Source organism: Sphingobium sp. B2D3C, from assembly GCF_025961835.1.
In the GTDB taxonomy this organism is placed as follows: Bacteria; Pseudomonadota; Alphaproteobacteria; order Sphingomonadales; family Sphingomonadaceae; genus Sphingobium.
Genome location: NZ_JAOQOK010000001.1, coordinates 3,255,524 through 3,276,332 on the forward strand (window position 1 = coordinate 3,255,524; position 20,809 = coordinate 3,276,332).

At 65.1% G+C, this 20,809-nt stretch carries 20 protein-coding genes; 6 read left to right on the plus strand and 14 right to left on the minus strand.

Annotation, left to right across the window (positions count from 1 at the left end; all coding sequences use genetic code 11):
• The first annotated feature begins 70 nt into the window (after window positions 1-70).
• Window positions 71-970 carry a TauD/TfdA dioxygenase family protein gene (locus M2339_RS15140; RefSeq protein WP_264588048.1) on the plus strand — a complete coding sequence of 300 codons (900 nt, stop codon included), beginning with the start codon at window positions 71-73 and terminating at the stop codon, window positions 968-970.
• A 169-nt stretch (window positions 971-1,139) separates the two neighbouring features.
• Complete coding sequence (locus tag M2339_RS15145) at window positions 1,140-2,309, plus strand: amidohydrolase family protein (RefSeq protein WP_264606456.1); 1,170 nt, start codon at window positions 1,140-1,142, stop codon at window positions 2,307-2,309.
• Window positions 2,310-2,384: 75 nt separating this feature from the next.
• Here the strand turns inward: M2339_RS15145 and M2339_RS15150 are convergent, their stop codons facing one another.
• The 4 genes from M2339_RS15150 to M2339_RS15165 form a co-directional block, all read right to left on the minus strand.
• Window positions 2,385-3,380 carry an alpha/beta hydrolase gene (locus tag M2339_RS15150; protein ID WP_264588047.1) on the minus strand — a complete coding sequence of 332 codons (996 nt, stop codon included), beginning with the start codon at window positions 3,378-3,380 and terminating at the stop codon, window positions 2,385-2,387.
• 33 nt (window positions 3,381-3,413) lie between these two features.
• Window positions 3,414-4,400, minus strand: coding sequence for a zinc-dependent alcohol dehydrogenase family protein (locus M2339_RS15155; RefSeq protein ID WP_264588046.1), 987 nt, complete (start codon window positions 4,398-4,400; stop codon window positions 3,414-3,416).
• A gap of 33 nt (window positions 4,401-4,433) precedes the next feature.
• Window positions 4,434-5,369: an SDR family NAD(P)-dependent oxidoreductase gene (locus M2339_RS15160; protein ID WP_264588045.1), complete on the minus strand. Its 936-nt coding sequence runs from the start codon at window positions 5,367-5,369 to the stop codon at window positions 4,434-4,436.
• 217 nt (window positions 5,370-5,586) lie between these two features.
• Entirely contained in the window at window positions 5,587-6,141 is a 555-nt protein-coding gene (locus tag M2339_RS15165; protein ID WP_264588044.1) for a hypothetical protein, read from the minus strand.
• Between the two features lie 216 nt (window positions 6,142-6,357).
• Here M2339_RS15165 and M2339_RS15170 point away from each other — a divergent pair, with 216 nt between their 5' ends.
• A complete protein-coding gene (locus M2339_RS15170; protein ID WP_264588043.1) occupies window positions 6,358-7,908 on the plus strand; it encodes a winged helix-turn-helix transcriptional regulator in 1,551 nt (516 codons plus the stop codon).
• Between the two features lie 31 nt (window positions 7,909-7,939).
• Here M2339_RS15170 and M2339_RS15175 read toward each other — a convergent pair whose 3' ends face one another.
• The 10 genes from M2339_RS15175 to M2339_RS15220 form a co-directional block, all read right to left on the minus strand.
• Window positions 7,940-8,836, minus strand: coding sequence for a pirin family protein (locus tag M2339_RS15175; RefSeq protein WP_264588042.1), 897 nt, complete (start codon window positions 8,834-8,836; stop codon window positions 7,940-7,942).
• A 94-nt stretch (window positions 8,837-8,930) separates the two neighbouring features.
• Entirely contained in the window at window positions 8,931-10,028 is a 1,098-nt protein-coding gene (locus M2339_RS15180) for a branched-chain amino acid aminotransferase (protein ID WP_413714871.1), read from the minus strand.
• 112 nt (window positions 10,029-10,140) lie between these two features.
• Window positions 10,141-11,391: an MgtC/SapB family protein gene (locus tag M2339_RS15185; protein ID WP_264588040.1), complete on the minus strand. Its 1,251-nt coding sequence runs from the start codon at window positions 11,389-11,391 to the stop codon at window positions 10,141-10,143.
• Window positions 11,392-11,393: 2 nt separating this feature from the next.
• On the minus strand, window positions 11,394-11,768 hold the full coding sequence (locus M2339_RS15190) for a DsrE family protein (protein WP_264588039.1): 375 nt from the start codon (window positions 11,766-11,768) through the stop codon (window positions 11,394-11,396).
• Entirely contained in the window at window positions 11,765-12,523 is a 759-nt protein-coding gene (locus M2339_RS15195; protein ID WP_264588038.1) for a HesA/MoeB/ThiF family protein, read from the minus strand. Before M2339_RS15195 ends, M2339_RS15190 begins: the two co-directional genes overlap by 4 nt.
• Window positions 12,524-12,536: 13 nt before the next feature.
• Window positions 12,537-12,995, minus strand: a complete 459-nt coding sequence (gene dut, locus M2339_RS15200; RefSeq protein WP_264588037.1) for a dUTP diphosphatase — start codon at window positions 12,993-12,995, stop codon at window positions 12,537-12,539.
• Window positions 12,976-14,229, minus strand: coding sequence for a bifunctional phosphopantothenoylcysteine decarboxylase/phosphopantothenate--cysteine ligase CoaBC (gene coaBC, locus M2339_RS15205; RefSeq protein WP_264588036.1), 1,254 nt, complete (start codon window positions 14,227-14,229; stop codon window positions 12,976-12,978). The genes dut and coaBC overlap by 20 nt, the downstream gene beginning before the upstream one ends.
• Before the next feature lie 57 nt (window positions 14,230-14,286).
• A complete protein-coding gene (gene ubiB / locus M2339_RS15210) occupies window positions 14,287-15,825 on the minus strand; it encodes a 2-polyprenylphenol 6-hydroxylase (protein ID WP_264588035.1) in 1,539 nt (512 codons plus the stop codon).
• A gap of 46 nt (window positions 15,826-15,871) precedes the next feature.
• Window positions 15,872-16,603 (minus strand): class I SAM-dependent methyltransferase, encoded by a 732-nt coding sequence (locus M2339_RS15215; RefSeq protein WP_264588034.1) that lies wholly within the window; start codon window positions 16,601-16,603, stop codon window positions 15,872-15,874.
• Window positions 16,604-16,692: 89 nt separating this feature from the next.
• Window positions 16,693-17,217 carry a DUF1993 family protein gene (locus M2339_RS15220; protein WP_264588033.1) on the minus strand — a complete coding sequence of 175 codons (525 nt, stop codon included), beginning with the start codon at window positions 17,215-17,217 and terminating at the stop codon, window positions 16,693-16,695.
• Window positions 17,218-17,603: 386 nt separating this feature from the next.
• Here M2339_RS15220 and rpsL point away from each other — a divergent pair, with 386 nt between their 5' ends.
• From rpsL to fusA, 3 genes are all read left to right on the plus strand, one after another.
• On the plus strand, window positions 17,604-17,975 hold the full coding sequence (gene rpsL / locus M2339_RS15225) for a 30S ribosomal protein S12 (protein ID WP_181561246.1): 372 nt from the start codon (window positions 17,604-17,606) through the stop codon (window positions 17,973-17,975).
• Between the two features lie 18 nt (window positions 17,976-17,993).
• Complete coding sequence (rpsG, locus tag M2339_RS15230) at window positions 17,994-18,464, plus strand: 30S ribosomal protein S7 (protein ID WP_181561247.1); 471 nt, start codon at window positions 17,994-17,996, stop codon at window positions 18,462-18,464.
• Between the two features lie 183 nt (window positions 18,465-18,647).
• Window positions 18,648-20,741 (plus strand): elongation factor G, encoded by a 2,094-nt coding sequence (fusA, locus tag M2339_RS15235; RefSeq protein WP_181561248.1) that lies wholly within the window; start codon window positions 18,648-18,650, stop codon window positions 20,739-20,741.
• Window positions 20,742-20,809: the final 68 nt, after the last annotated feature.

Sequence of the window (20,809 nt, forward strand, 5' to 3'; positions counted from 1 at the left end):
ATTGAATTTGCAAATCATTTGAATCGGAATTAATAGAAGCTGCACAAACATGTGAGACGGGAGAGGTGCGATGGACGTCAGGAGGCTGCATCTGATTTTTGGCGCCGAATTGTCCGGCCCCGACCTGTCGCAAGTCCCAGACCAAGCGCTGATCGATCTCGTCGAACGCCTGATGGACGAGCATGTCGTGCTGTGCATCCGCGGCCAGGGGCATATCACGGATGAGGAGCATCTGCGCTTTGCCCGTGCCTTCGGCCCGCTCGAACTGCCCGGCATGTATCGCCCGGATGAGCCGCGCAGGATGGCTTATGGTCTCTACGATGCCTCCAATCTCGACGTGAACGGTGAGATCGTGGACCGCGAATCGCTGCGGGCCAAGTTCGCCAAGGGCAATGAGATTTTCCACGCGGACAGCAGCTTCAACGACATGCCGAGCAAATGGTCGATGCTGCGCGGTGTGATCGTCCCGCCGGAGCGCGGCGACACCGAGTTCGTGGATCTGCGCCATGTCTACGATGAACTTCCGCAAGCGATGAAGAACCGCATCGAGACTCTTGTTGCCGAGCACAGCTTTGCGGCCAGCCGCATCAAGGGCGGCGCCAGCCCCGAGGAAGCGGCCCGTATCCGCGAGATCATGCCGGGCGCGATGCAGCCGATGGTGCGAATTAGTCCCTCGGGTCGCAAGAGCCTGTTCGTGGGCAGCCATGCGTTCCGCGTCGAGGGGCTGAGCGATGCCGAGGGCATGGCCCTGATCGACGAATTGATCGCCTTCGCCAGTCAGGAGAAGTTTATCTACGCGCACAAATGGCGCCAGGGCGACCTGCTGATCTGGGACAATCGCTATGCGCTGCACCGTGGGACTGCGTTCGATTATGCGCGCTACAAGCGCGATTTGCGCCGTGCCAACGTCAATGAATATGGCGAGGAGCGCAGCGCGATCACCGCGCCGTTGCGCGCCATTTCAAATTGAGGAGCGCCCGCCGGGTTGAACCGAAGGGCAAAGGCGACGGAAATGCTTGCATTGCTCCATGAAAAGCTGCAAGATAGTTAGGTAGCTAATTACATTGCTGAAGATCGAAGGCTGCTCGGCGCAAAGCCGTCATCGTTTCATTCGGTTTTCAGGCGAGAGGAGCAGGCCCATGGATTATCCGCTGATCAGTTGTGACGATCACCTCGATCTCAATCAACTTCCCACCGATCTCTGGACGAGCCGGCTGCCCGACCATCTGAAGGATCGCGGCCCCAAGGTCGAGATGGTCGATGGCCGCGCCGCCTGGATGAGCGACGGCAAGAGCCTGGGCGGCTGGTCCGGTGCGCCGAGCACGATGACCGGTCCCAAGCCGATCTTCACCGCCCTGGATCGCGGTGGCATTGTCGATCAGACCGAGCGTCGCCCTGCGGTCGCCGAACTGCGACTGGCCGACATGGATCGGGATGGCGTGTATGCGCATGTCATATTCGGCCCGGTCACCTCGCTCGATTTCGACGATAAGGAACTGCGCGACGCCTGCTACGGCGCCTATAATGAATGGCTCAAGGAGTTCTGTTCCGCCGCTCCTGACCGGTTGATCGGCGTGCCGATGCTGCCGCCCGAGCCGGAAGCGGCCGTCGCGATGCTGCAGAAGATCGTCGATCTGGGCGGTTTCAAGCAGGCCAATCTGCAGATCGCCATGGCCCAGCCGCGCCTTGAGGACGAGCGCTGGGAGCCGCTGTGGACCATGCTGGAGGAGAATAACATCATTCTCTCCTTCCATGTGACCGTGTTCCCGAGCGTCAGCCGCGCGTTCGACAAGTATAAGGGCAGCCCGGGCGCCACCTTCCTGCATGTGAAGATGTTCATCGAGCAGTTCATGGATCCGTTTGTGGACCTGTTTGCTTGGGGCATTCTCGAGCGGCACCCCGGCCTCAAGATCGTCATCGCAGAGAGCGGCATCGGCTGGCTGCCCTGGGTGATCGAGGAACTGGATTATCGCCACTGGCGCCTGTGGGAAGCCGAAGAATTCTGGAACGCGCGCGGCGGCATTCCGCACAAGATGAAGCCGTCCGAGCTGTTCAAGCGGCAGGTCTACGGCACGTTCCAGCAGAGCCCCACGGCAATCGCGCTGCACAAGTTCTATGGTGAGGACAAGCTGCTGTGGGCGACGGACTATCCGCACCCGGACAGCATCTGGCCGAACAGCCGCAAGGTGCTGGCCGAGTTCACCGAGGGCGCCGATCCGGCGCTGGTGCGAAAGATTGCCTATGAGAATGCCGCCAAGCTCTATGGGCTGGACATTCCGGCCCGCGTCGACGCGATTGCCGCTGAGTAAGCGCGCAATTCGCTGTGAGATAGGAAAAGGGAGGGCGCGCGCTCTCCCTTTTTTCATGGCCAGCCTGAGGCAGCGTTAGGTAGGCTGCGGCACTACGCGCGCGATGAACCGCGCAACCTCGCGCTCGATTTCCCTGTTCTCCGGCACCTCGCCCCAACCGAACCCGGCGTGCGGCATCGCTTCCCACACATGTAATTCGGCATCGACGCCCGCCTCTCGCAATTTGCGGTGGAAGAGCACGGAATTGGACAGGAAGAGATCGCGCGTTCCAGTCTGCACCAGTGTCGGCGGAAAGCCGCTGGTGAAATCGCCGAAGAGCGGGGAGAGATAGGGCTGCGTGAGGTCATGGCCGTTGGCGTAGAGCGCGTTGCACTCCGGCAGCCCGCGCTTGAGCACCACATCCAGCCCTTCATTGGTAAGGAAGCTGTCACCCGACTCGGTCAGATCGACTTCGGGCGTCAGCAGCACGAGACCGGCGGGGAGCGGCAGGCCCTGATCGCGAATCATCAGCGTCACAGCCGCGGCGAGATTGCCGCCGGCGGAACTGCCGCCAATCACGATGCGGCGCGGATCGGTCCCGGCCTGCAACGCCCGATATACCGCAAGGCAATCCTCCGGCGCAGCCGGGTAAGGGTGGTCGGGCGGCATACGATAATCCACCGAAACGACCCGGTAGCCCAGCGCCGCTGCCTGCCGGGCGCCGGTCGCCTTGGCAAATGCGCCACCGCCGAAGACAAAGGCGCCGCCATGAATGAAGAGATAGACCGGACCATCATTAGCTGTTCCGGCATCCGGCACGCAATCATGGCAGGTCACGCCGGCGATCTGCACCGTGTCGATGGTCACCGGTAGCGCGGCGAGCATGGCTTGCGCCATCGGCTCCCACATGGCGTTGCTGGCCGCCAGCCGTTCCCGCCAGCCTGCCAGATCGGTCGCGGCAGGCCAGTTCGTCGCCGGCGTGGCGGCGCCTTCGATCAGCGCTTGCCGGGCTTGGGGGCTGATCGTCCATGGCGGCGGGATGTCCCGCGCCGGGAGCTTCACGCTGGTCTGGCCGCCCTCTTCGTTCGTCATATTCTCTGCCCCTAGTGACGCCTGCCGTCGGGTTCAGACGGTCACAACGATCTTCCCGATTTGCTGGTTCGATTCCAGATAGCGATTGGCTTCCACGATCTCGCTGAACGGGAAGGTGCGCGCGATCACCGGTTTGAGCTTGCCCAGCTTCAATCCCAGCAGGATGTGCTCCTGCGCGCGCTTGTACCGCTCGGGGTGGTTCCAGATTTCCGAGGCGACCCAGCCGCGCATTGACAGGCCTTTGAACGCCATATTCCAGTGTGGATAGGGGGTCGGCTGTTCGGACAGGCCGCCATAGATGAACAGAATGCCGCGTTCGGCCATCGCGCTGGTGAGCGTCTGCACATAGGGCCCCTGCACCGGGTCGAACACCAGCCGCGCGCCTTTGCCGTCGGTGATCTGCATCACGGCCTCGACCAGATCCGTCTCCCCGGTCGCGATGACATGGGCGGCCCCGTGCGCCTTAAGCGCCTCGGCCTTGTCGCTGGTGCGCGTGGCCGCAATCGAGACGGCGCCGGCCCAGTTGGCGAGCTGAATCGCAGCGAGACCGACACTGCTGGAGGCTGCGGGGATGATGACATAATCGCCGATGCCGGCCTTGCCGACCTCGATGATCGCATAGGCTGTCATATACTGCATCCACACTGCTGCAGCCTGCGCGGCGCTGAGCCCGGGTGGTGCGTGCAGGAGGCAGCGGGCCGGCACGATCGCCTGCTCGGCCCAGACGCCATATTGGCCGAGCGGATACATGGGCAGAGCACAGACCCGATCACCGACGGCGAAGCCGGACACGCCATCGCCCAGAGCTTCGATGATGCCGCAGGCCTCATAGCCGATCAGCGTCGGCAATGTCGGCTTGGTGGGATAGCGCCCTGCGCGGAACATCGCTTCGGAGCGGTTGAGGCCAATGGCTTCGACCCTGATTCGCACCTCACCAGGGCCGGGCGCGCCGACCGCGATCTCGTCGAAACGGAGCACGTCAGGCGGCCCCAGTTCATGCACGCGGACGACCTTTGCCATCTGTTCTCTCCTGTTGCGGTCAGCTCCGCCGTCTCAAAGCGGTTCGTCGAGCGGCTGCTGCTCGTCGTAGATCGGGTTGTACATGAGCGTTCCGAACTGGGCGACGAGATTGGCGCGGGCCTCGTTCGGCGCTTCCACCGGAATGGCACGGACCAGCGCCTTGTTGCGCGCTTCGATCCCGCGCTGGAACTCCGGGTGGGTCATGATGAACAGGTCGCGGCGGCGAATGCCGCGCAGCACGCGCTCACCCACTTCCTCGCTGGACATGAACAGGCTTGGGTCGAAGCCGGGTGCCGGCCGCGCATCCTTCTTCGCGCCGACGGCCTCGGGGGCCGGGGGCGGCGCATCGTTGCGCAGATGCTCGGGGCGGGTGGCGTTGGTTGTGCTGCCGAGCTGGGTCTGCACCGGGCCGGGGAAGAAGACCGAGGCGCCAAGCGCGGTGCCGCGCAGATCGGTGGCGAGGCTTTCGAACATGCCGGCCACGCAGAACTTGGCAGCGCAATACAGGCCGGCATTGCCGACTGCAGAAAAGCCGCCGGTCGAGGATGTGACGACGATCTGCCCTTCTTCGCCATGCTTGAGCATCCGCGGCAGCATGGTAACGAGCCCGTTGACGACGCCGCCGACGTTGACGGACATGTTGAAGTCCCAGTCCTTGTAGGTCGCCGTCAGCATAGAGCCGGTGACGCCCACGCCGGCGTTGAGCGCCAGCACATGGATATTGCCGAACTGCGCCTCGGCTTCATCGGCGGCGCGGGCCCAGCCATCGCGGTCTGCGACATCCAGCTTGATAGCGTGAACGGCCAGATTGGTCTTGGCAAAGCCTTCCATCGCCTGATCGAGCGCGTCCTGACGGATATCGGCGATGATGACCCGCATCCCCGCTTCGCCGAAGGCCTTTGCCATGCCCCAGCCCATGCCGCTCGCGCCGCCGGTGATGAAGGCCGTCTTGCCACTCACGTTCAACATCAGATCACCTCTCCTCAATCCGCCTGCTCATGCGGGATGGCACGGCCCTATCGAGATCAGAATGACTAAGTCCACAAAAAAGCGGCGGCGCGTGCTTGGCGTGGCTGCGGCACGCAACGCGGATGTCCAATAAGCCGGCGGTAGGCGCGGGGCCGATCCTGCTCGCAGCAAGTCGGCGGTTTGTTGATTAGGTCTTTCCGCCGGATGCCGCGCGCGATCAGCGCACGCGGTTCACGCGCACAGCTGCCTGCCGCCCGACTTGCATCAGATAGCTGCCGAGCGCGCCCTTGCGGATGGTGACCGAGTCCTGGGGGGCGGGCGGCTGGAAGGCGGTCATCCGCTCGGTCATCCGCCAGACGGCCCCGTCTGCGAGCGTGACCTGCCACAGCCCCGGGCCGATCTCGCGCACGCTTGCCAGGGTGGCGCTCGTTTCCTTGTCCTCCTGCGATGCGCGCGGCTGGCGCGTGGCGCGCTCCACCTGCTCGGCGCCAAAGCCGGTCGTTGCGGCCGGAGCAGCCGGTGCGGGCGTGGGCGTGCGGCTCGCACTGACGGAGCCGGCCGTGCCCGGCACAGGCGCGGGAGAAGAGGCGCCGCCTTGCGGCTGATTATACTGCGCCACCGAATCGTAGCAGGCGAGGCGGGCTTCCGTGGACCCAATTCTCGCGCAGGTCGCCAACTGGTCGTTCAGGCTGCCCTGCGCTTGGGCCACGCCGCTCAGTCCGGCTGCGACGATGATGAAGGCGCTGACTGCCGCCACGGATTTGCTGATCACCGGTCCTCTCGCTCCCACATATCTTGTCTTCTCATGACGCGGTCGTCCGCGTGGCGAAAATCTTACTACGCCATCTATTGCGGGTCTAACGATTTTACGGATCGCTCGGGGATGACGATCATGTCTGATTATTTTGCATAAACATTGACCGCTGCTCGAAAATGCGATGAATCTGGCCGAATCACGCGAAAGGTGGGTCTTTGGGGATCGGTCATCATGAATAAGGGGCGCGCGGCGCTCGGTTCGGTCCGGGCGCGCATCAGCAGGGCTTCGATTATCAGCGCCGGGCTGGCCCTGTTGGGCCGGTCGGGCCTGGACGGCTGCACTCTGCAGGCCGTCGCTGCCGACCTTGAAGCCGATCCGGCCGAAATCGAAGAGCATTTCGCGAGCGACGATCAACTTCTGACGGCGTTGGCGCAGGATATGGTGCGTGCTGCCGAGGGCGGCGCGGCAGGCCCGGGCTGGCGCGGTCGCCTTGCCTTGCGCGCGCAGACCAGCCGGGTCGCTATGCTCTCCAGTCGCGATGGCGCCAGGCTGTTCGCGCATGTCGCCTCGCGCTTTCCTCTCGCGGTCGGGACGCCGGACGCGGTTGCGCCCTTGTGCGAGGTCGGCCTCGCGCTCGATGAAGCTCGCGTGATCGCGCAGGCGCTCGAGCATTTCGTAATTGGGTGGACGCTGGTCGAGCAGGCCCGCGCCGAACCATCGGGACCGGACAGTTCCTTCGATCGCCAGCTGGATGTCCTGCTCGACGGCATCGACGTCGATGCCTCGTCACCGGCGCCCGGGCCGCGGGACGAGCGTCAGGCCCGGTTCCAGTCCAAGCTCTGGGTCTTTCTGCGCAATGCCCGGGAGAGCGCGAATATCTCCTTCGCCCGCACGGCGCATATCAACGAGCTGGACCGGCGGATCCTGCTGCTCCTTCATGTCCAGGGCGGCATGACCCTCGCGCAGATTTCCCTGGCCTGCGGTGTCGACAAGGCGCAGATCAGCCGTGCGATCAAGCGCATGGGCGAGGTCGCCCTGCTGCTGCGCAGCGGCATCCGCAGCCCCATCCGGCTTAGCCCGAGCGGCAAGCAGCTGGCGGATCGCCTGCAGCGCCATGCCGAGCTGCGCAATCGGGAGCTCACCTTCGGCATCAGCGACGAGGAGCTTCAGACGCTCTCCGGAGTGCTGGACATGCTGCTGACCCGCGCCATCGCCCTGTTCGAGCAGGAGCGAAAGCAGGCGGCAAGCAATCAGCGGCCCGAGACCGTGGCATTTCAGGATCTCGTCGATGAAGGCCTGCCGGACGAAAACGGTGTCGCGGCGGACCGCTCACGCGTGTTGCCGCCGTTCGTCACTCTGTGCTCCTACATGCTGCGCGGCGGTGCCCTTGCCCATAAGCGCCAGACCAGCCTGTCGAATTTCGAGACCTGGGTCATGGCGGAAATCTGCCGCAATCCGCCGATCAGCTGGCCCCAGCTGGTGCTGGCATTGGCGCGCGACCAGAGCCAGGCGGGCCGCACCGTCAATCATCTCATCGAGATCGGCCTGATCGAGCGGACCGGACGCCCGGGACGCCGCCACGGCTTCTTCGGTCCGACCGAGAAGGGACGCGCGGTGAGCCAGATCATTGAGGAGACAGCGGTTCGGCGCAGCGAGTTCCTGTTTCAGGGCATCCCTGCCGACCAGCTCGACAGCTTCCTGACGACATTCGATGCGCTGACGCACAATGCCGAAGTCCAGCTCGATCGGGAGCGGGCGATCCAGGAAATGGATCGGGATTGAAGGCCTCCGCCCGGCCTGAAATCGTTCAGGCCTAGTCGGGCAGCGGAATGAACTCGCGCTCGCCGGGCACGATGTCGAATCGGCCCTGCCGCCAGTCGTCCTTGGCCTGTTCGATGCGATCGCGGGAGCTGGACACGAAGTTCCAGTAGATGTGCCGTGGCCCATCCAATGGCTCGCCGCCGACCAGCATGATGCGGGTCGGGCCATTGGCGCGCAGGACGATCTCGCTGTCCGGCTTGAAGATCACCAGTTCGCCGGTGTTGAAACCGCCGCTCTGGCCTTCCACCGCCAGCCCGCCCGAGATGACATAGACTGCCCGTTCGATATGGTCGGTACGCAGCCGGTAGCGCGCGCCGTCCTGGAGCGTGACGTCGGCGTAGAGCATGTCCGAGAAGGCCTGCACCGGCGAGGTCAGCCCGTCGCTGCTCCCCGCGACGACGCGGATGCGCACGCCCTCCGCCTCCGTTTCGGGAATCGTGTCGGCGGGGTGATGGAAGAAAGCCGGATCGACCTCTTCCTTCGCTTGCGGCAACGCGACCCAGGTCTGGAGGCCGAACAACGGCCCGCCTGCGGCGCGGGTATCATCGGCGCTGCGCTCGGAATGGACGATGCCGCGGCCCGCCGTCATCCAGTTGACGGCGCCGGGACGGATTGGCTGCACCTTGCCCAGCGAATCGCGGTGGAGGATTTCGCCCTCCAGCACATAGGTCACCGTGGCGAGGCCGATGTGCGGATGGGGGCGGACGTCCAGGCCCTCACCGGCAGAAAAGGTCGTCGGGCCGAATTGGTCGAAGAACACGAAGGGGCCGACCATCCGGCGATGGGCCGATGGCAGCGCGCGCCGGACCTGAAAGCCGTCGCCCAGATCCCGCACGGGCGGCAGGATGATCATGTCGACACTGTCGATGCCGGTCTGGCGCAAGGTCATCGGGTCTGCTCCTTCAGATAGACTGGTTCATATCCTTATGCAGAATGACCCGCTCCGTTCCCGGCCGTCTGCCGGCCCGTTCAGGCCAACCCGCTTAGGCCAGGCGGGTCATCCAGCCATGCTGGTCCGGCTTCTGGCCGAGTTGCACGCCGACCAGCGCCTCGCGCAGCGCGCGGGCCACCTCGCCGCCATTGCCATTGCCGATGATGAAATCGCCTTGGGTCGAGCGCACCTCGCCGATGGGCGTGATGACGGCAGCGGTTCCGCAGGCGAACGCTTCCTTCAGCTTGCCGCTCTTGGCGTCGGCCATCCACTGCTCGAAACTGTAGGGCTCTTCCTTCACCGTGTAGCCGGCATCCTCTGCGACGAGCCTCAGCGAATCGCGGGTGACGCCGGGCAGGATCGAACCGTTGAGCGGCGGGGTGATGATCGTGCCTTCATTGAACACGAACATGATGTTCATGCCGCCCAGTTCCTCGATCCATTTGCGCTCGACCGCGTCGAGGAACAGCACCTGGTCGCAGCCATGCTCGATGCCGACGGATTGCGGCTGCAGGCTCGCGGCATAATTGCCGCCGCACTTGGCAGCACCGGTGCCCCCGGGGACCGCGCGGACATAATCATGGCTGACCCACAGCGTCACGGCCGACTTGCCGCTCTTGAAATATCCGCCGACCGGGGACGCGATCACGCAATAGACATATTCGCGCGCCGGGCGGACGCCGAGGAAGGCCTCGCTGGCGAACATGAAGGGGCGCAGGTACAGGCTGCCCTTGTCCGCATCCGGCACCCAGTCGATGTCCGCCGCGACCAGCTTGCGGATGCTCTCGATGAAGAGATCCTCCGGCAGATGGGGCATGGCGAGGCGGGTCGCGCTCTGGTTGAAGCGGGCGGCGTTGGCCTCCGGGCGGAAGCTTGCGATGGACCCGTCGGGCAGGCGATAGGCCTTGAGCCCCTCGAAAATCTCCTGCGCATAATGGAGCACGGCGGCTGCCGGATCGAGCGGGATGGGCTGGCGCGGACCCAGTACGGCATCATGCCAACCCTGTCCCTCGGTATAGCGGATCGTCACCATATGATCGGTGAAGAGCGTGCCGAAACCGAGCGTGGCCATGGCGGCAACACGGTCCTCGGGCGAGGTGGGGGTGGCGAGCGGCTGGGTCGTGAAGTCCAACATGCGAAATCTGTCCATTGAGGGTGGATGGGTTCAGGTGGGGCAGGCGGTATCAGGATAAACGCAGGCTGTCATGCCCCCGCGCGTCCGCTTGTGGCATCGGTGCCGCGCCGTTGCAGGCGCGCCGCGGTCAGCCCAGCCAGAACAGGGCAGCGCCCGCCAGCGAGGCGAGCAGGGACGCAAAGAGCGGGGCGGATGCGACGATGCCATTGCGTCCCCCGGCCAGTACAAGCGCCATCACGCCTTTGACGGCGGTATTGGCGAAGACCGGCGCGGCGAGGATGAAGCCCGCCGTGGCATTGTCGAGCGTTTGTGCGGGCAGGCCGGCAAGGGTGAGCACCGCCGCGTCCACATCCATGAAGCCGGTGAGGCCGATGACAACCGCGATGCCTTCGTCGCCCCAGACATCCAGCGCCCAGCGCGCGACCAGCGAGAAGACCGCGACGAAGCCCGCCAGCATCAGCGCCGGGCCAAAATCAAAGGGATTGCCGAGCTTCACCGGTGCCCCATCCGGCGAATCGTCGCGGCGCCAGACGAGCAGGGCCATGATGGCAGAGACGACCAGCGCCGGCGCCAGCACCAGCGCGAGCGTGGGCAGGGCGCGGGGCACGAGGATGGCAGTCAACACCTGCACGCGCACGAACATGACGATGGTGGCGATGGCGATGCCAGCGGTCAGCACGCCGCGTAATTCCGGCTCGGTGCGCAGGCGGCGGGCGTACCAGGCCGTCACCGCCGTGGACGAGACGATGGCGCCGGTCAGCGCCATCATCAATACGCCCCGGCTGCTGCCGAACCGGCGCGCGACGACATAGCCAGCGAAGGAGAGCCCGGCGACCAGCACCACCACCATCCAGATCTGGCGGGGGTTCCAGGCATCATAGGGGCCATAATTGGCATCGGGCAGCAGCGGCAGGACGACGAGGGCGACCAGCGCGAAGCGGGCAACGCCCTCAATCTCGCCTTCCGTCAGCCCGCGCAGCAGGGCGTGCATCGAGTGGCGGGCGCTCAGCAGCACGAAGGCCGCGCCCGCCGCCGCCAGAGCGATGGCTGCCGATAGCGCCACTGCGGCATAGCCAATGGCAAAGGTCAGGAGCGCCGCGACAATCGTGGTGGCGGAAAGCTGGTCGTCGCGAATCGCCTGGCCGAAACCGATGAGCAGCGCGCCGACCACGCCAAGCGCCATGATCGCGGCGATCATCTCCGGCAGGAGCGCAGACAGGCCACCGGCAAAGCCGATCAAAGCGAAGGTGCGGAACCCCGCCACCCGTTGCCCGGCCTGCTTGTCGCGCTGAGTCCAGCCTCGTTCGAGGCCGATCAGAAGGCCGGCGGCGAGAGCGGCGAGAAGCCCGAGCAGCGATGGAGATAGAGCAAGGCTCATGGTCAGAGCGTCAGCAGGCGGATGTCGGGCCCAGCCGCCGCGAGAAAGGCAATGGGGCCAGTGATCTCGATACGGGAGTCAAGGCTGTCCGCCGCCACGCCCGCCATGGCAAGGCCGCTCTGGCAGAGGCTGATCGCCACGCCTTCATCCAGCGCATCATCCAGCAATTGCGCGAGCGTCGGCTCCCCAGCTGCAGTCCAGGCGGCGTCCTGCGGTGCGCGGATCGGGGTGCGCAACAGGGCAGCCGCCTCGCCTTGCAGGAAGATGCGGGCCGCACTTCCCAGGGCGACCTCTGCCCGCGCGAGCGACAGGGCCGCGCGCAATCGGGCCGGATCGGCGCTGACGACGACGAGAGCGAGAGGCGGCCGCGCGCTCATGCGCAGGCCAGCGCGGCCTTGCAGGCCGGGTCCGGCGGAATGGCCATGGTCCGCAGGCGACGGGCCAGCAGATCGAAGACAATGAGCTTGCCGGTCGCTGTTTCACCGAAGGGCACGAGGGCGCGAATGACCTCCAGCGCCGCCATCGATCCGATGATGCCGGTCAACGCCCCGACAATGCCTTCCTCGGCGCAGGTGCGGGCGGGGTCGGTGCGGGTTTCCCCGACCAGGCAACGATAGCAGGGCTGGCCGGCCTCCCATCCCCGCCAGACACCGATCTGCCCCTCGAACTGGCCGACAGCGGCGCTTACCAGCGGAATGCGCAGCCGGGTCGCGGCGTCCGAGACGGCGAGGCGCGTTTCGAAATTGTCGCAGCCATCCAGAATGATGTCGGCATCGCGCAGCAGCGTCTCCGCATTGTCGGCATCCAGCGCAGTGTTGATCGGGATGGCGTAACAATCCGGGTTGAGCCGGCGCACCGCGTCACGCGCGGCTTCCGCCTTCGGACGACCGATGTCGTTGCTCTCGAACAGGATCTGCCGCTGCAGGTTGGAGAGGCTCACCGTATCATGATCGATGATCCGCAGGGTGCCGATGCCGGCCGCAGCCAGATAGGCGATGGCCGGGCAGCCGATGCCGCCCGCCCCGATGATCGCGACATGCGCGCCGGTCAGCCTTGCCTGCCCTGCGCCGCCGATCTCGCGCAGCACGATGTGGCGGGCATATCGCTCAAGCTGATCGTCGGTGAAGTCCATCAGTGCGTGTAGGTCAGACCGTGCGGACGCCGGTGGAGCCGAAACCGCCCGCACCGCGCGCCGTATCATCGAGCGTCGCGACCTCGACCATGCGCGCGACCTGCACCGGCGCCACGATCAACTGGGCGATCCTGTCGCCGCGCTTGATCTCGAAATCATCCTCGCCAAGGTTGACCAGGATCACCTTCAATTCGCCGCGATAATCGCTGTCGATCGTGCCGGGCGTGTTCGGCAGCGTGATTCCATGCTTGAGCGCCAGCCCGGACCGGGGGCGCACCTGCACCTCGAACCCCTCGGGAATGGCGAGGGCGAGGCCGGTGGCCACCGCATGGCGGGCCATGCTCGGCAGCGTTACATTCTCGGCGGAGACCACGTCCATGCCGGCCGCGCCGGCGGTGGCATAGCTGGGCAATGGCAGGTCTTCGCCATGGGGCAGGCGCTTCACCGCAATGTCAACGAGCGGACAGTTCATCGGAAATCCTTTCAATCAGCCGCGTGGCGACAAGGGCTTTGGGCATGTCCGGCCAGTCTTCGACGCCCTGCGCCGTGACCAGATGGACGCTGTTATGCGATCCGCCCATGACATCGCCGGACACGTCATTGGCGACGATCCAGTCCGCGCCCTTGCGCTGGCGCTTGGCGATAGCGTGGTCGACGACAGTTTCGGTCTCGGCCGCGAAGCCGACGAGCAGGGCGGGGCGCTGGACGTGGCGCGCCAATGTCGCGAGGATATCGGGATTCTCGGCCAGCGCGAGCGGGGCAGGCGTGCCCGAGCCATCCTTCTTGATCTTCTGGCCGGCCTCGTCGGCGGCGCGCCAATCGGCCACTGCTGCGACCAATATGGCAATATCGGCCGGCAGCGCAGCCTCCACGGCGGCCTGCATCTCCCGCGCGGTCTGCACGTCGACGCGGGTGACGCCACGCGGCGTGGGCAGGCTGACCGGTCCGGCGACGAGCGTCACGCGCGCGCCCGCCTGTGCGGCGGCGGCGGCAATCGCAAAGCCCTGCTGCCCGGAGGATCGATTAGCGATGTAGCGCACCGGGTCGATCGGCTCATGTGTGGGGCCGGCGGTGACCAGCACATGGCGGCCGAGCAGATTGGCGTGGCTGAGGTCGGGCGCGTGGATCGTGCGGCTGGTGTCGGTCAGCAGCGCGGCCGGTGACGGCGCCTCTGCCAGCAGCCGCTCGATTTCCTGCACGATGGCGGCCGGCTCGGGCAGGCGACCCTTGCCCCACTCGTTGCAGGCCATGGCGCCAACGTCAGGCTCCATCACATGGATGCCATCGCCGCGCAGCGTGTCGAGGTTTCGCTGGGTGGCCTTGTGGTGCCACATCCGCACATTCATCGCGGGCACGGCGAGCACCGGCTTGTCGGTGGCGAGCAGCACGGTCGTGGCGAGATCGTCAGCGATGCCCGATGCCATCTTGGCGAGGATGTTGGCGGTTGCCGGCGCGACGACGATCAGGTCGGCCTCGCGGCTGAGCTGGATATGGCCGATCTCGCGCTCCTCCTTGAGATCGAACATGTCGCCATAAACATGATCCTCGGTGAGCACGCCGAAGGAGAGCGGCGTCACGAACTGGGTGGCAGCGTCGGTCAGTACGGCGCGCACGGCGAGGCCCTTGCCCTTGAGCAGGCGCACCAGTTCCAGCGCCTTGTAGGCGGCGATCCCGCCGGAGACGATGAGGAGGATCCGCTGGGTCATGATGGTTCCATAGCGGCTGGGCGCCGGTCCGGCTAGCGGCTCGGCAGGGGCGGGATGTCAGCCAAGGAGCGCCATGGCACCCGCGCCGGCCGCTGCTGCGAGAATTGCCACGCCCGCATAGCGCCAGAACCAGCCGACCTTCACCTGCACCAGCTTCACCGCCGGCAAGGGCGGCGGAGGCGGGGCGCCGCCCGGCTCGGGATAGGCTTCCTCCAGCCGCCGGACGAGGCCGGGCAGGCGGCGGATTGTGTCCACCGTTTCGTGGATCGAATCGGCGAGCTTGGCTTCGGGCCCGAGTTCGTCGCGCAGCCAGCTTTTCACATAGGGGCCGGAGACGTCCCACATGTTGATCGTCGGGTCGAGCATGGTCGCCACGCCTTCGACCATGACCATCGTCTTTTGCAGCAGCAGCAGATGGGGCTGGGTCTGCATGTCGAAATCGCGGGTGATGGCGAACAGGCCGTCCAGCATCTGGCCGACGGAGAGTTCACTGACCGGCTTGCCGCGCATCGGTTCGCCCACGGCACGCAGGGCGGTCGCGAACTCGGCGACATTGTGGTGGGCCGGCACATATTGCGCCTCGAAATGGATTTCCGCCACGCGGCGATAGTTACCGGTGATAAGACCATAGAGGATCTCGGCCAGCCATAGCCGCGCGCGCCGGTCGATCCGCCCCATGATGCCGAAGTCGATGGCAACGATGGTGCCGTCGGCCTGCACGAACAGATTGCCCTGGTGCATGTCGGCATGGAAGAATCCGTCCGCGATGGCTTGGCGCAGGAAGGTGTTGACCAGCCGCGCCGCCAGATCGCTCAGGTCATGCCCGGCCGCGACCAGCGCCGCGCGGTCGCTGATCTTGATCCCGTCGATCCATTCGAGGGTCATCACCCGGCCGTTGGTGCGATCCCAGTCGATCTGTGGGATGCGATAGCGGGGCACGGCGGACATGGCCTCCGCCAGCTCCGATGCAGAGGCTGCCTCGCGGCGCAGGTCCAGTTCGCGCGCTGTCCAGCGCTTGAGATTGGCGACGACCAGACGCGGGCGGAGGCGGGAGGCTTCGCCGCCCAGTTGCTCCAGATGCGCCGCAGCCCATTCATAAGTGTCGATGTCGCGGTTGAACCGCTCGCGAATGCCGGGGCGCAGCACCTTGATAGCGACCGCGCGGCCGTCCGTCGTCACGGCACGATGCACCTGCGCGATGGAGGCAGCGCCGACGGCCTGCTCATCGACGCTGGCGTAGATCGAGTCGAGCGGTCGCCCGAAGCTTGCCTCGATCTCGGCGCGAATCGCGGAGAAGGGTACGGGCGGCAGGGCATCCTGCAGCGAAAGCAGGTCACGGGCGGCATCGTCGCCGACCAGATCGGGCCGCGTCGCCAGCGATTGGCCGAGCTTGATCGCCGCCGGGCCAATGGTCTGAAACGCCTCGCCATATCGCGGTATCTGCGGGGCACCAGTAACGATGCTCGTTATGCGGGCAAAGCGGCGGATCGACGGCGGAGTGTTGGGATCTCGTGCGATGCCGCGGAGCGCGCCATGCCGGGCAAGAGTGAGGCCCCATTTGCCTAGACGCCAAAGGTGCGTGATGTGAGCCGTCACCGCTCAGCCCTGCATGCTCGGTGAGTTGGTGGAGCCTGTACCAGCCTCATGCCTTCCATCCAGAATGAATGGCGACGAGGCCGCCCATGATCGGCTCGGCCTTCGCCTGCACGAAGCCCGCCTCCTCGATCATGCCCTTGAACTTCGGCATGTCCGGGAAGCGGCGGATGGATTCGATGAGATAGCGGTAGCTCTCCGCATCGCCGGCGATCATCTTGCCCAGCTTGGGCACTAGCTTGTGCGAATAGGCGTCATACACATCGCCGAAGCCCGGCCAGGTGGTGCTGGAAAATTCCAGGCAGAAAAAGCGCCCGCCATATTTGAGCACGCGATGCGCCTCGCGCAGCGCGGCCGGGATATCGGTCACATTACGGATGCCGAACGCGATGGTGTAGGCATCGAAGCTGCGATCGCCGAAGACCAGCTGCTCGGCATTTTGCGGCTGCCAGACCAGGCCCTCGATGCCGCGCTTCTGCGCCCGCGTCATGCCCACGGCGAGCATATCCTCGTTGATGTCGCTCACCGTCACGTGCGCGCCATGCTTGGCCATGCGGAAGGCGATGTCGCCGGTGCCGCCGGCCATGTCGAGAATCGCCTCGTCCTTGCGCGGCTTCACGCGGCGGACGAACTGGTCCTTCCACAGCCGATGCATACCGCCGGACATCGCATCGTTCATGATGTCGTAGTTGCGGGCGACATTGGAGAAGACGTCGCCGACCAGCTTCGTCTTTTCCTCGGGGGCTACCTCACGATAGCCAAAGGACACTGTCTCGCTCATGGGGCCGGGCTCTAGCCGACTCTGCCGGTCGCGCAAAGGGCGAACCATGCCGGAGCGGCCGATGCCGCGCGGGATGGGCCGCCGTCAGCTCATGCCGGGTCGGCGAGCGCGACCGGCGCGCCGAGATGGGCCAGGAAATCCGGCTTGCCGATCGCGATCCCACGTGCCCGCAGCAGCGCATAGGCCATGGTCGCATGGAACAGGAAATTGGGCAGCATGAAGCCGGTGACATAATCCCGCCCGTGGAACCGGTATCCCTGACCGTTCGGGAAGCGCAGCACGATCTCGCGGTCCTCGCTGCCGTCCAGTTGTGCGGGCGTGACGCTCTGGACGAAGGCGATGGTCTTTGCGCACCGCTCCTGCAGGGCATCGAGGCTCGCCTCGGTGTCCGGCATGGCGGGCGGCTCGATGCCGGCGAGACGGGCGATGCCGTTCTTGGCGCTGTCCGACGCCATCTGATATTGCGCCGTGAGCGGGCGCATATCCTCGATCAGGCGAGCGCCGAGCAGATCGGCCTCGGCAGCGCGCACATCCGGGCGCGCGAGCCACCTCTCCATGTTGGTCAAGCTGTTGACGAGGAGGGGAGCGGTGATCGCGTGCATGGTCAGGGTCATCAGCTCTCGCCTTTGCTGCCAGGGTATTGGGCCGGGGTGATTGGGCCGGGTGATTGGGATGTGCGCGCGCAGGCCGAAAGAGGCAAGGCGGCATTTCAAAACGCCTCGCCGCCACGCGTGCCCCTTGGGGTGAGCCATGCTTGACCGGTTGGCGGCCTCTCTGTATAGGCCCGCCTGCCTCGCGGCCCGCAACCTGTGCTTTCACTAGGATTCGGTCGCTCGTCCGCTGGGTCATACAGAGCTTGAACATTGCCTATGCTCTTGCGGGGCCAGGGGGTCTTTACCGACCGCCGGGTCTCTTGTCGTTTGGAGGTCAGCCCCGGCTGGCCATCGGCCGGCCCAGGACATGCAGATGGCAGAGTAACTGAAAAAAGGTGAAGGGCTTCATGCCAACGATCAACCAGCTGGTCCGCAAGGGCCGCGAGCCGCAGAAGGCCAAGAGCAAGGTCCCTGCGATGGAGCAGAACCCGCAGAAGCGCGGCGTCTGCACCCGTGTCTACACCGTGACCCCGAAGAAGCCGAACTCGGCTCTCCGCAAGGTCTGCAAGGTGCGCCTCACCAACAGCCGTGAGGTCATCAGCTACATTCCGGGCGAAGGCCACAACCTCCAGGAGCACAGCGTCGTGCTGATCCGTGGCGGCCGTGTGCGCGACCTTCCCGGTGTGCGCTATCACGTTCTTCGCGGCGTTCTGGATACCCAGGGCGTCAAGGACCGCAAGCAGAGCCGTTCCAAGTACGGCGCGAAGCGTCCGAAGTAAGCAGGGGAGAACAGAGATATGTCACGTCGTCGTCGCCCCGAAAAGCGCGTCATCCTGCCCGATCCCCAGTATGGCGATCAGGTTCTGTCCAAGTTCATGAACAGCGTCATGTATGACGGCAAGAAGGCCGTCGCTGAGCAGATTGTTTATGGCGCACTGGCCACCGTTGAAACCCGCGCCAAGAAGGATCCGATCTCGGTCTTTCATGACGCCCTCAACAATGTGAAGCCGGGCATCGAGGTCCGCAGCCGCCGTGTTGGCGGTGCGACCTATCAGGTGCCGGTGGAAGTCCGTCCCGAGCGCGCCCAGGCGCTGGCCATTCGCTGGCTCATCAATGCGGCGCGCAGCCGCAGCGAGACCACGATGGCGGCCCGCCTCTCCGGCGAGCTTCTGGACGCCGCGAACAACCGTGGCAATGCCGTGAAGAAGCGTGAAGACACGCACCGGATGGCCGAAGCCAACCGCGCCTTCTCGCATTACCGCTGGTAAGCACTATATTGGAAGCCGGGGCAGTCACAGGACTGTCCCGGCTTCCTGCACCACCGTTCGCTCGGGCCTGTCGAAGGGCTGTTCTTCCGTGAGGGGAGAAACGGGTCCCCGCCGAGCCAACCCGAACGGAGAGGAACCTTTCAGACCGCAGCCCCGCCGCACGCGGGCAATGGAGTAAAGATCATGGCCCGCAGCCACCCGCTCGAGCGTTACCGCAATTTCGGCATTATGGCGCACATCGACGCCGGCAAGACGACGACAACCGAGCGCATCCTCTATTACACCGGCAAGTCCTACAAGATCGGCGAAGTGCACGACGGCGCCGCCACGATGGACTGGATGGAGCAGGAGCAGGAGCGCGGCATCACGATCACGTCGGCTGCGACGACCTGCCTGTGGAAAGCCGATGAGGGCAAGGGCCCCGAGCATCGCCTGAACATCATCGACACCCCCGGCCACGTGGACTTCACCATTGAGGTGGAGCGTTCGCTGCGCGTGCTCGACGGCGCGGTCGCCGCGTTCGACGGCGTTGCCGGCGTGGAGCCGCAGTCGGAGACGGTGTGGCGTCAAGCCGACAAGTACGGCGTGCCCCGGATGTGCTTCATCAACAAGCTCGACCGCACGGGCGCCAATTTCTATTATTGCGTGCAGACGATCATCGATCGCCTGGGCGCGACCCCGGCCGTCCTGTATCTGCCCATCGGCGCGGAATCGGACTTCAAGGGTCTCGTCGACCTCGTGAACAACCGCGCGATCATCTGGAAGGATGAGAATCTCGGCGCCGAATTCTTCTATGAAGAAATTCCGGCCGACCTCGCCGACAAGGCTGCCGAATATCGCGAGAAGCTGGTCGAACTGGCCGTCGAGCAGGACGATGCCGCGATGGAAGCCTATCTCGAGGGCACCGAGCCTGACGTCGCGACGCTCAAGAAGCTGATCCGCAAGGGCACGCTGAACCAGAGCTTCGTGCCGGTGCTGTGCGGCTCGGCCTTCAAGAACAAGGGCGTGCAGGCGCTGTTGGACGCGGTCGTCGACTATCTGCCCAGCCCGCTGGACATCGAGGACGTGCAGGGCATCAACCCCGACACGGAAGAGCCGGACAGCCGCGCGACCAGCGACGAGGCGCCGTTCTCGGGTCTCGCGTTCAAGATCATGAACGATCCGTTCGTCGGCTCGCTCACCTTCCTGCGCGTCTATTCCGGCACGCTGAGCAAGGGCACCTATCTGAACTCCGTGAAGGACAAGAAGGAAAAGATCGGCCGTATGCTCCTGATGCATGCGAACAGCCGTGAGGACATCGATACGGCTTATGCCGGCGATATCGTCGCGCTGGCCGGCATGAAGGAAACGACGACCGGTGACACGCTGTGCGCCGAGCGTCAGCCGATCATCCTGGAACGCATGGAATTCCCCGAGCCGGTCATCGAGCTGTCCGTGGAACCCAAGACCAAGGCCGACCAGGAAAAGATGGGCGTCGCGCTCAACCGCCTGGCCGCCGAGGATCCGTCCTTCCGCGTTTCGACCGATCACGAATCGGGCCAGACCATCATCAAGGGCATGGGCGAGCTTCACCTCGAAATCCTGGTCGATCGTATGAAGCGCGAGTTCAAGGTCGAGGCGAATGTCGGTGCGCCGCAGGTGGCCTATCGCGAGTATCTCAAGAAGGCTGTCGACGTCGACTACACCCACAAGAAGCAGTCGGGCGGCACCGGCCAGTTCGGCCGCATCAAGGTGAAGGTCACGCCGGGCGAGCGCGGTGCGGGCATCATCTTCAAGGACGAGATCAAGGGCGGTAATATTCCCAAGGAATATATCCCGGCGATCGAGAAGGGTATGCGCGAGACAGCGGCCACGGGTTCGCTCATCGGCTTCCCGATCATCGACTTCGAGATCAACCTGTATGACGGCGCCTATCACGACGTCGACTCGTCGGCGCTGGCATTCGAAATCACCGGTCGCGGTGCGATGCGTGAAGTCGCGCAGAAGGCCGGCATCACGCTGCTCGAGCCGGTGATGAAGGTCGAGGTGGTGACGCCTGAGGAATACCTGGGTGACGTCATCGGCGACATGAACTCGCGTCGTGGCCAGATCCAGGGCACCGACAGCCGCGGTAATGCGCAGGTTGTCGAGGCGATGGTCCCGCTGGCCAACATGTTCGGCTATGTGAACTCGCTCCGCTCGTTCACCCAGGGCCGCGCAAACTACTCCATGCAGTTCTCGCACTATGACGAGGTGCCGCAGAACGTCGCGGACGAGGTGAAGGCGAAGCTGGCCTAAGCCGGCACTTTCATCTGGATTTATGTAAATTTGCTGTTATGGGGGCGCCTTCGCGAGGCTTCCCCGAG

Coding starts and splice junctions, on each gene's coding strand:
- M2339_RS15140 (WP_264588048.1), top strand. CDS start 71: ATGGACGTCAGGAGGCTGCATCTGATTTTTGGCGCCGAATTGTCCGGC.
- M2339_RS15145 (WP_264606456.1), top strand. CDS start 1,140: ATGGATTATCCGCTGATCAGTTGTGACGATCACCTCGATCTCAATCAA.
- M2339_RS15150 (WP_264588047.1), bottom strand. CDS start 3,380: ATGACGAACGAAGAGGGCGGCCAGACCAGCGTGAAGCTCCCGGCGCGG.
- M2339_RS15155 (WP_264588046.1), bottom strand. CDS start 4,400: ATGGCAAAGGTCGTCCGCGTGCATGAACTGGGGCCGCCTGACGTGCTC.
- M2339_RS15160 (WP_264588045.1), bottom strand. CDS start 5,369: ATGTTGAACGTGAGTGGCAAGACGGCCTTCATCACCGGCGGCGCGAGC.
- M2339_RS15170 (WP_264588043.1), top strand. CDS start 6,358: ATGAATAAGGGGCGCGCGGCGCTCGGTTCGGTCCGGGCGCGCATCAGC.
- M2339_RS15175 (WP_264588042.1), bottom strand. CDS start 8,836: ATGACCTTGCGCCAGACCGGCATCGACAGTGTCGACATGATCATCCTG.
- M2339_RS15180 (WP_413714871.1), bottom strand. CDS start 10,028: ATGGACAGATTTCGCATGTTGGACTTCACGACCCAGCCGCTCGCCACC.
- M2339_RS15185 (WP_264588040.1), bottom strand. CDS start 11,391: ATGAGCCTTGCTCTATCTCCATCGCTGCTCGGGCTTCTCGCCGCTCTC.
- M2339_RS15190 (WP_264588039.1), bottom strand. CDS start 11,768: ATGAGCGCGCGGCCGCCTCTCGCTCTCGTCGTCGTCAGCGCCGATCCG.
- M2339_RS15195 (WP_264588038.1), bottom strand. CDS start 12,523: ATGGACTTCACCGACGATCAGCTTGAGCGATATGCCCGCCACATCGTG.
- dut (WP_264588037.1), bottom strand. CDS start 12,995: ATGAACTGTCCGCTCGTTGACATTGCGGTGAAGCGCCTGCCCCATGGC.
- coaBC (WP_264588036.1), bottom strand. CDS start 14,229: ATGACCCAGCGGATCCTCCTCATCGTCTCCGGCGGGATCGCCGCCTAC.
- M2339_RS15215 (WP_264588034.1), bottom strand. CDS start 16,603: ATGAGCGAGACAGTGTCCTTTGGCTATCGTGAGGTAGCCCCCGAGGAA.
- M2339_RS15220 (WP_264588033.1), bottom strand. CDS start 17,217: ATGACCCTGACCATGCACGCGATCACCGCTCCCCTCCTCGTCAACAGC.
- rpsL (WP_181561246.1), top strand. CDS start 17,604: ATGCCAACGATCAACCAGCTGGTCCGCAAGGGCCGCGAGCCGCAGAAG.
- rpsG (WP_181561247.1), top strand. CDS start 17,994: ATGTCACGTCGTCGTCGCCCCGAAAAGCGCGTCATCCTGCCCGATCCC.
- fusA (WP_181561248.1), top strand. CDS start 18,648: ATGGCCCGCAGCCACCCGCTCGAGCGTTACCGCAATTTCGGCATTATG.